Origin of the sequence: Acidovorax sp. (assembly GCF_022763525.1) — a bacterium.
Lineage (GTDB): Bacteria > Pseudomonadota > Gammaproteobacteria > Burkholderiales > Burkholderiaceae_C > Acidovorax.
Map to the genome: position 1 here is coordinate 1 of NZ_JALEGG010000248.1, position 8,545 is coordinate 8,545.

Below are 8,545 nucleotides of genomic sequence, written 5' to 3' on the forward strand. Positions count from 1 at the left end.
CTGCATAGACGGTGAGCCAGCCGGTGAAGGCGCCTGCCACCATGATCCCTTCGATGCCCAGGTTGAGCACCCCGGCGCGCTCGCACAGCAGCACGCCCAACGTGCCCAGGATGAGCGGGGTGGCGACCCGCAGCGTCGCAATCCAGAACGCGGGGTTGGAGAGGATGTCGAGCAGTTCGGTCATGCGCCCGCCTCGGTGCTATCCACTTCAATTTTGATAGCTGCTTGCGCTTTTTGGATAAGCGCTGGAGGCCAATTTGGCTTGAAACTCTGATGCAATTGTTTGTTCATGGCGTGCTCACTTCCAGCGCACCCGGTATTGGGTGAGCAGCGTGGCCACCAGCACTGCAATCAGCGACGTCGCCACGATCACATCCGCAATGTAGGTGGGAACTCCCACCGCACGGCTCATGCTGTCGGCCCCCACCAGCACGCCCGCCACAAAGACGCCCGCCGCGATCACGCCCAGCGGGTGCAGCCCCGCCAGCATGGCGATCACGATGCCGCTGTAGCCGTAGCCGGGCGACATGTCCAGCGTCACATAGCTGGTGCGGCCCGCCACCTCGATGGCGCCCGCCAACCCAGCGAGCCCCCCGGAGAGCAGGGCGACCAGCACCACGGTGCGGGTGATGGGTACGCCCGCAAAGGCGGCCGCCCGTGCATTGGCCCCGGCCGCGCGGATGTCAAAGCCCGGCACCGTGCGTGCCATCAGCGCCCACAGCAACACGGCCAGCGACACCGCCCACAGCAGGCCTGTGTGCAATCGCGTCTGCGGCACCAGCTTGGAGAGTTCCAGATCGCCCTGCAGCGCCACGCTCTGCGGCCAGCCCATGGAGAGCGGGTCTTTCATCGGCCCGTCCAGCAGGGCCGAGACGAGCAGCAGCATGATGAAGTTGAGCAGCAGCGTGGTGACGACCTCGTCCACCCCCAGCCGTGCCTTCATCAGCGCCGGGCCCAGCAGCAGCGCGGCGCCCGCGAGCGCGGCCGCCAGCATCATCAGTGGAAAGAGCACATAGGGCGACCATTCCAGCCCCGTGCCCCCATGCATGCCACCCACCGCCACGGCGGCCAGCGCCCCGGCGTAGAGCTGCCCCTCGGCCCCGATGTTGAACAGCCGCGCGCGGAAGGCGACGGCGGCCGCAAGCCCGGTCAGGATCAGCGGCGTGGCGCGGGTGAGGGTTTCGGTCAGTGCGAACACCGAACCGAACGCGCCTTGGAGCAGCAGCGCATAGGTCTGGCCCACGGGTGCCCCGGCCCACAGCACCAACAGGGCGCTGATGAGCAGGGTGAACGCCACGGCACCCACCGGCGCCAGCACGTAGGCGGCGGGGGAGGTGTGGTTGCGTTTTTCGAGTCGCATGCTGGGTTGCTCTTGTTGTTGTCGCTCAATGTGCAGCGCCCGCCATCGCGAGGCCGATGGCTTCGCGCGTCCAGTCTTCTGCGGGCCGGGCCTCGCTCAGGCGCCCGTCGTGCATCACCGCCACACGGTCGCCCAGCGCCAGCACTTCGTCCAGGTCGTCGGAGATCAGCAGTACGGCGGCGCCGTTGTCACGGGCTGTGATGAGTTGCTGCTGCACAAACATCACCGCGCCAATGTCCAGCCCCCAGGTGGGTTGGTGCGCGACGATCAGTTGGGGGGCCGCTGCCGTGTTTCCTGCACCGTCCTGCGGCGGCATCAGCGCCCGCCCCAGGATGAGCTTTTGCATGTTGCCGCCCGAGAGCGACCGTGCAGCCGCATCGGGCCCGCCGCCACGCACGTCAAAGGTCTCCGCCACCTGCTTTGCATGCTGGCGCGCCGCGCGGCGTTTGACCCAGAAGGCGCGGAACCACGGGTGCGCGAACCAGGGGCCGCGCAGGCGTTCGGACACGGCGTTCTCCCACACCGGCAGGTCACCCACCACGCCCACGGCGTGGCGGTCTTCGGGGATGCGGGCCACGCCTTGGCTCACCAGCCACGCGGGCCGCGCTTGCAGCGGCGCGCCACGCAGCGTGACCTGGCCGGTGGCGGCCGCGCGCACGCCACACAGCACATCGGCCAGCGCCACCTGGCCGTTGCCGCTCACGCCTGCAATCGCCACGATCTCGCCTGCGCGCAGGGTGAGGGACACATCGTTCAGCCGGTCGCGCCCTGTGGGGGCGGTGCTGACGTTGGTCAGGGTGCAGATGGGCTTGCCTACGTTCTGCGCGGGGCGGCGCTCGGCCGCTTCAATGGCATGGCCCACCATCCATTGCGCGAGCTGCCCTTGCGTCGTGCCCTGTGCAGGCGCCTCGGCCACCAGCTTGCCCTGGCGCAGCACGGCCACGCGGTGCGACACGCGCAGCACCTCACCCAGTTTGTGGCTGATGAAGATGATGGACAGGCCCTGCGCCACCATCTGAGTGAGGGTATCGAACAGCGCCTCGCTCTCCTGCGGGGTGAGCACGGCGGTGGGCTCGTCCAGGATGAGGATGCGGGCGCCCCGGTACAGCGCCTTGAGGATTTCAACCCGCTGGCGCTCACCCACCGACAGGCTGCCGACCTTCGCATCGGGGCTCACAGGCAGGCCAAACTGTTGCGACACGGCCAGCAGCTTGGCGCGCGCCTCGCTGCGGCGCGAGAATGGCCGCCACAGCGGCTCGGTGCCCAGCAGAACGTTGTCCAGCACCGTGAGGTTGTCGGCCAGCGTGAAGTGCTGGTGCACCATGCCGATGCCCGCCGCCAGCGCCGCGCGCGGCTGGCCGGGCGGCAGGGGCCGGCCGAAGACTTCGATGCTGCCTTCATCCGCCACGTAGTGCCCGAACAGGATGGACATCAATGTGGACTTGCCCGCACCGTTTTCGCCCAGCAGGGCCAGCACTTCGCCGCGCGCCAGGGTCAGGCTGATGTTGTCGTTGGCGACAAGCTTGCCGAAGCGTTTGGTGATGCCCGTCAGGCGCAGGACAGGAGAGACGTCAACCATGGGAAGCGTTTCACGCGGTGGCTTGCCTGCGAAACTGGCGCGGCGCCGCCCAGTGCCACCGCGGAACTGGCTTTGCCAGGCCACCGGTGGTGTCCCCGTCCCGCGAAGCGAGAGAGGGGCTGAGGGCCGCGGCTCCAAGCTGGTCTGCGCAGGCTTGGAGGTGCCCGAAGAGCGGCCGCTTCTGGCGGACGCACGGAGGCGCGAAGCGACTCAGGGGGCGCTTCATCTCACCCTTTCCACGCCGCCAGAAATGCCCGCAGCACCTTGGCCGAATTCGCTGCCGCCAGGCCCATGAAGGTTCCCATCTCGTTCTCGCCATCGCCCCCACCTGCCAGATCGCTCAGCGACCGGAAAGCGATGTAAGGCACGCCATTGCTGTGCGCCACCATGGCGGTGGCGGCGGTTTCCATGTCGAGCACGTTGGCCTCGAAGGTCTTGAAGGCGTATTCGCGGAAGGCCTTGTTGTCCACGAACGCCTGGCCCGATACGCCGTTGCCGCCCACTACCAGTTGGGGGCGCTGTTTCAGGCAGGTGGCGGCCAGGCAGTGCTCCAGGCCTACGTTCTGCAGGCTGCGCGCGGTGGCGAGCATTTGGGGGTCGGCCTCAAACCAGAACTTCTTGATGATCTGGGGATTGGCGGCCGTGCGAACCTCCACCGGGCGCGGGTGCATCATGCCGAAGGCGGGCATCGTCAGCTCGCTTTTCATCCAGGCGGGGGCGCTGTACTGGCCGGGCTTGTCTTCCCGCGCCATCAGCCATTCCATGTACTGGCCCCACTGCGCAGGCACCGTCACGTCCCCGATGTGCAGGCCAGGGTTCACGCCGCCCGCGATGCCGCTGAAGACCACGTGGCTCACGTTGAAGCGGTCCAGCACCAGCTGCGTGTTCATGGCCGCGTTGGTCATGCTGATGCCCGAGAGGAACACCACCACCGGCTTGCCTTCGAGCGTGCCGGTGGTGAACTCCACGCCGTTGATGCTGTGCTTGGCGGGCTGCTGCACCTGGGGCAGGAGCACGGTCAGCTCCGGCGCAAAGGCCGAGATGACGGCGATGCGGGGCGTGTCGTCCAGCCGCACGGCCGTCTTGCCTGTTGGGCTGGATGCACAACCGGCCAGCGCGCCAGCCAATGCCAGAGCGCCCAGCAGCCGGGTGAAACAAGAGGCGATGGGTTGGCGCAGTAGAGAGGATGAAGTGGTGGTCATGGGCATACCAAGTAGTGACAGGAAAGGGCGGATGGGGGCAGCGGAAAGGGCAACCACGATGAGTGGTGGCCCAGGTACTTATCCACGCTGTTTCGTGCAGGGGGTCTGGAGCGGCTGACAAAGCTCAGCGCAGCGGTTCTGGCTAGGCGCCGCGTCGCAGGCAGTACTGCAAGTACGACGAGGCACAGCAACAACGCCAGAGGAGTTTTGTCATCCACTCCCGCTACTTGGCCGTGGACTTGGGCTGGCTGTCGTCGACCTTCACGGTGAACTTGCCCGCCAGGATGTCAGCCTGCTTGGCCTTGACCTTGGCGACGATGTCGGCCGGCACCTTCTTCTCGAACGTGCCCAGCGGAGCGAGTTCAGAGCCCTTGTGCTTCATCATCGAGTATTGGCCGTAGTCCTCGGCGGTGAACTTCCCTTCTTTCACCAGCTTGAGGGCGCGGTCAATGCTGGGCTCCATGTGCCACAGGGCCGAGGCGACCACGGTGTCGGGGTACTGCGGCTGGGTGTCGATCACGTTGCCGATGGCGAGCTTGCCCTTTTCCTTGGCGGCGTCGCTCACGCCAAAGCGCTCGGCGTAGAGCACATCCGCACCCTTGTCGATCATGGCGAAGGTGGCTTCCTTGGCCTTGGGCGGGTCGAACCAGCTGTTGATGAAGGTGATGGTGAACTCGACCTTGGGGTTGGTCTCCTTGGCGCCCGCCATGAATGCGTGCATCAGGCGGTTGACCTCGGGGATGGGGAAGCCGCCCACCATGCCGATCTTATTCGTCTTAGTCATGCCGCCCGCGATCATGCCGCTGAGGTACGCGGGTTCCTGGATGTAGTTGTCGAACACGCTGAAGTTGGGCGCCTGGGGCTTGCCGGAGGAGCCCAGCAGGAAGGACGTCTTGGGGAAGTCCTTGGCCACCTTGCGTGCGGCGGCTTCCACCGCAAAGGCCTCGCCCACGATGAGCTGGTTGCCTCCCGTGGCGTACTCGCGCATCACACGCTCGTAGTCGGCGTTGCTCACGTTTTCGCTGGCCTTGTATTCGATCTCGCCGCGCGCTTCGGCGGCCTTGAGGGCCTTGTGGATGCGGCTGACCCACTGCTGCTCAAACGGCACTGTGTAGATCGCCGCCACCTTGAGCTTGGACTGCGCGGTGGCCAAGGACGGCGCCATCGCCATGGCGGCCGAGAGGGCCATGGAGGTGCACAGCAGGCGTCCGGTGAAGATGCGGCGAGTGGTCATGGTGGGGTTCCTTCAGACAAGCGAACAAGGGGTGGTAGACGTCTTTGTGAAGCAAGGAGCGCGCCAGAGGGTGCGTGCGGGCTGCGCCAATCCGCAGGCAAGTCTGCCAGAGGAAAGCCACCAAGTGGTAAAAATTTGGAGACCTGCTGGGGCCAAAAAAAACCGCCCCGATGCGCAGTGCACGGGGGCGGTGGCTGGTGCAGGCGCTGGCGGTGACGCGCTTATTTGGTGCCAAAGATCCGATCCCCCGCATCCCCCAGCCCCGGCAGGATGTAGCCGTGGTCGTTCAATTCGCGGTCGATGGCGGCGGTGAAGATGGGCACATCGGGGTGCGCCTTTTGCAGCGTGGCAATGCCCTCTGGCGCGGCCAGCAGGCACACGAACTTGATGGAGCGGGGATTGAGCTTCTTGAGTCGGTCCACGCACGCGGCGGCCGAGTTGCCGGTGGCGAGCATGGGGTCGACCACGATGATGTCGCGCTCGTCCATTTCGGAGGGCATCTTGAAGTAGTACTCCACGGGCTGCAGCGTGGCCGGGTCGCGGTACAGGCCGATGTGGCCCACGCGGGCGCCAGGCACCACGTTGAGCATGCCGTCCAGAAAGCCGTTGCCCGCGCGCAGGATGGAGACCAGCACCAGCTTCTTGCCGTCGATCATCTTGCCCGTCATGGTTTCCAGCGGGGTTTCGATCTGCACGTCCTGCAGCGGCATGTCGCGCGTGACCTCATAGGCCATCAGCGTGGAGAGCTCGCCCAGCAGGCGGCGGAAGCTGTTGGTGCTGGCGTCCTTCTTGCGCATCAGCGTGAGCTTGTGCTGGACGAGGGGGTGGGTGATGACGGTGACGTTGTTGCTGGTGCTGGCAGTGCTCATGGCGGGGCCTATGGTCGACGGGGATGAATAAAAAGCGGTGTCCGCATTTTGACGGCACTTGGGCCACCGCCCGTCAAAACTGACGCGGCCGAGGTCAGCGGACGCCGTGGAACTGGCTTTGCCAAGCTACTGGCGTCGTCCCCTGGAGGGGGAGGCGCCGAAGGCGACTCAGGGGGAAGGTGCAGGGCGTTCTTCGCGCGGAAAGTGGCCTCAAAGGCACGGTGGACATTGTTACAGTCGGAAACCGACATGGGATTGGGCGATTCAGTTTGGTACTCTCGATAACACACTGCTTCAAACCAGGGCGCCACGCCCAGTTGCCGCGACACAGTGAGCAAGGCGCAGGCCAATTTCGGCCTGGGGCCCACCAATCAGGGAGTCGACTTTGAAATGGATGAACTTGGCCCGTTTCACCGGGCGTGCGATAGCGTTTGCGAGTCTTGCTGTGCTGCAGGCTTGTGGTGGATCGGGTAACGCAGACAATCCAACCCCCCCACCTAGCTCGCCCCCGCCAGCGGTGACGAGCAAAGTCTCCTTGTTAGCAGGGGACGTCGGAGGGGCAGGCAATCTCGATGGAGCGCGCAGCAATGCAACCTTCTACGGCGTCCAGGCCATGACGGTGGACCCCGCCGGTAATCTCATGGTGGCTGAGGGTGGCAACCATGCGCTACGAAAAATTGCTCCCGATGGAACGGTGAGTACGGTGGCCGGTGGTGACATGGCCGCGGCATTCGCCGATGGTCAAGGCGCAGCTGCCAAGTTTTTGAATCCCCAGTTTGTCGCGGCAGACGCCAACGGCAACTGGTATGTCTCGGACAACGGCGATTTCATACGCAAAGTGACTCCGCAAGGCTCGGTCACCACATTGGCAAACGTTTCGACCGACTTGAACTGCCAGATCTCGATGGCCTACTGCCATCTTGGCAAACCTTTGGCGGTAGATGTCACGGGTACGGTCTACTTCACCATCAACAACCAGCTTCGCAAGCTGGGGCCGAATGGCCAAATGACAACTTTGGTCAAATCCATCAGTTCCCAAGGGATACCCACTCCAGCGTTTTCGTTTGTCTACCAGCCCTCCAGCCTGGTGGTGGATGCACAGGGGACAATCTACATCGCTGACCGCAACCAGCCCGTGGTTCGCAAGGTCTCGCCCTCGGGCGAGATGACCATACTGGCTGGCTCGGAGGAGCGAGGCCCAGTCGTGGATGGGCAGGGCAGCGATGCGAGGTTTGATGAACTTCAAGCCATCACGATGGATGCGTCAGGCAACTTATATGTGCTGGAGGGCAATGGTGCCATTCGCAGAATCACGCCTGCCGGTGCGGTGTCTACCGTCCGGCAAAAAACGCGGAACTTTGGAGGAGGCTACGCGTACGACTATGTCGGGTTTGCACGGGATGCCGCGGGAAACTTCTACCTGTCTGTGCCTGGAAATGGCGGCAACGCAGTGGGTTACGGGCACCCGGCCATCCTGAAAATTGATCCCCAGGGTGTTGAAAGCGTGTATGCGGGTCGCCAAGGTGTGGCAGGTGACGCGGATGGCACCGGCAGCGCGGCACAGTTTTCTGGCCCGCGCAGCCCTTCCCTTGATGCGAACGGCAATCTGGTCCTTCTGGACACGTCCACCTGGGGGAGCCGCCAGCACATAGGCGAATGGCGTTCCCTGCGCCGGATTGCGCCGGACGGCGGCACGACCACCCTCGTTCGCAGGGATTCTGAGAACCCCATGATCGGTACGGCGGTGGACGCGCACGGCAATGCGTATGTGGGGGGCGGAAGGCGCATCCTCGTGGTCGCTCCCGACGGCACGGCCAAGCCCTTTGTCGAAGGCAGGGCGGGTCTACCCGAATGGTTGACGGTGCTGGCGGTTGATGGCGCTGGCTCGGTGTATGCCGCCGCAGGCTCTACAGTCCCGTCTGGTGGTTTCGAGTCAAAAATCTATGGGGCGATTTACAAGATCAGCTCCGATAAAACCGTGAGTCTGCTGGCGGGCAAGGCTGACGTGCAGGGCTTCGCAGATGGGGCGGGCGAATCTGCGCGGTTCTCCTCCATCAGCGGTGGCGCTGTGGACTCTGCCGGCAACTTGTATGTGGCAGATCCTGAGAATTATCGGATCCGCAAGATCACCCCCGCGGGTTTGGTCAGTACCGTGGCCGGCCAAGGCGGGGCTCCTGGCTACAGCGACGGGCCGGCAGCGGAGGCGAAATTCGCGTTCCCTGTGGATGTCAAGATTGATGCTCAGGGCAATTTGTATGTGGCCGATCGCAACAACGCCGTGGTGCGCAAGATCAGCCCCAG

Annotated in this window: 6 protein-coding genes and 1 pseudogene; 1 reads left to right on the forward strand and 6 read right to left on the reverse strand. The window is 64.7% G+C overall.

The window, feature by feature from the left end; genetic code table 11:
• From MRY84_RS19040 to upp, 6 genes and pseudogenes are all read right to left on the reverse strand, one after another.
• A pseudogene (locus MRY84_RS19040) lies at nt 1-184 on the reverse strand (ABC transporter permease); the annotation flags it as partial.
• A gap of 114 nt (nt 185-298) precedes the next feature.
• Nucleotides 299-1,360, reverse strand: coding sequence for an ABC transporter permease (locus tag MRY84_RS19045; RefSeq protein ID WP_291507257.1), 1,062 nt, complete (start codon nt 1,358-1,360; stop codon nt 299-301).
• A 25-nt stretch (nt 1,361-1,385) separates the two neighbouring features.
• Nucleotides 1,386-2,939: an ABC transporter ATP-binding protein gene (locus MRY84_RS19050; RefSeq protein ID WP_291507258.1), complete on the reverse strand. Its 1,554-nt coding sequence runs from the start codon at nt 2,937-2,939 to the stop codon at nt 1,386-1,388.
• 227 nt (nt 2,940-3,166) lie between these two features.
• Complete coding sequence (locus MRY84_RS19055) at nt 3,167-4,141, reverse strand: 5'-methylthioadenosine/S-adenosylhomocysteine nucleosidase (RefSeq protein WP_291507259.1); 975 nt, start codon at nt 4,139-4,141, stop codon at nt 3,167-3,169.
• Between the two features lie 223 nt (nt 4,142-4,364).
• Nucleotides 4,365-5,375: a BMP family protein gene (locus MRY84_RS19060; protein ID WP_291507260.1), complete on the reverse strand. Its 1,011-nt coding sequence runs from the start codon at nt 5,373-5,375 to the stop codon at nt 4,365-4,367.
• 221 nt (nt 5,376-5,596) lie between these two features.
• A complete protein-coding gene (gene upp, locus MRY84_RS19065) occupies nt 5,597-6,244 on the reverse strand; it encodes a uracil phosphoribosyltransferase (RefSeq protein ID WP_291507261.1) in 648 nt (215 codons plus the stop codon).
• 613 nt (nt 6,245-6,857) lie between these two features.
• Between upp and MRY84_RS19070 the strand changes: the two genes are divergently transcribed.
• On the forward strand, nt 6,858-8,545 hold a 1,688-nt coding region (locus MRY84_RS19070; RefSeq protein WP_291507262.1), incomplete at its 3' end, for a hypothetical protein.

Excerpts from the sequence above, each read along its gene's own strand:
- MRY84_RS19045 (WP_291507257.1), bottom strand. The coding sequence starts at position 1,360 with ATGCGACTCGAAAAACGCAACCACACCTCCCCCGCCGCCTACGTGCTG.
- MRY84_RS19050 (WP_291507258.1), bottom strand. The coding sequence starts at position 2,939 with ATGGTTGACGTCTCTCCTGTCCTGCGCCTGACGGGCATCACCAAACGC.
- MRY84_RS19055 (WP_291507259.1), bottom strand. The coding sequence starts at position 4,141 with ATGACCACCACTTCATCCTCTCTACTGCGCCAACCCATCGCCTCTTGT.
- MRY84_RS19060 (WP_291507260.1), bottom strand. The coding sequence starts at position 5,375 with ATGACCACTCGCCGCATCTTCACCGGACGCCTGCTGTGCACCTCCATG.
- upp (WP_291507261.1), bottom strand. The coding sequence starts at position 6,244 with ATGAGCACTGCCAGCACCAGCAACAACGTCACCGTCATCACCCACCCC.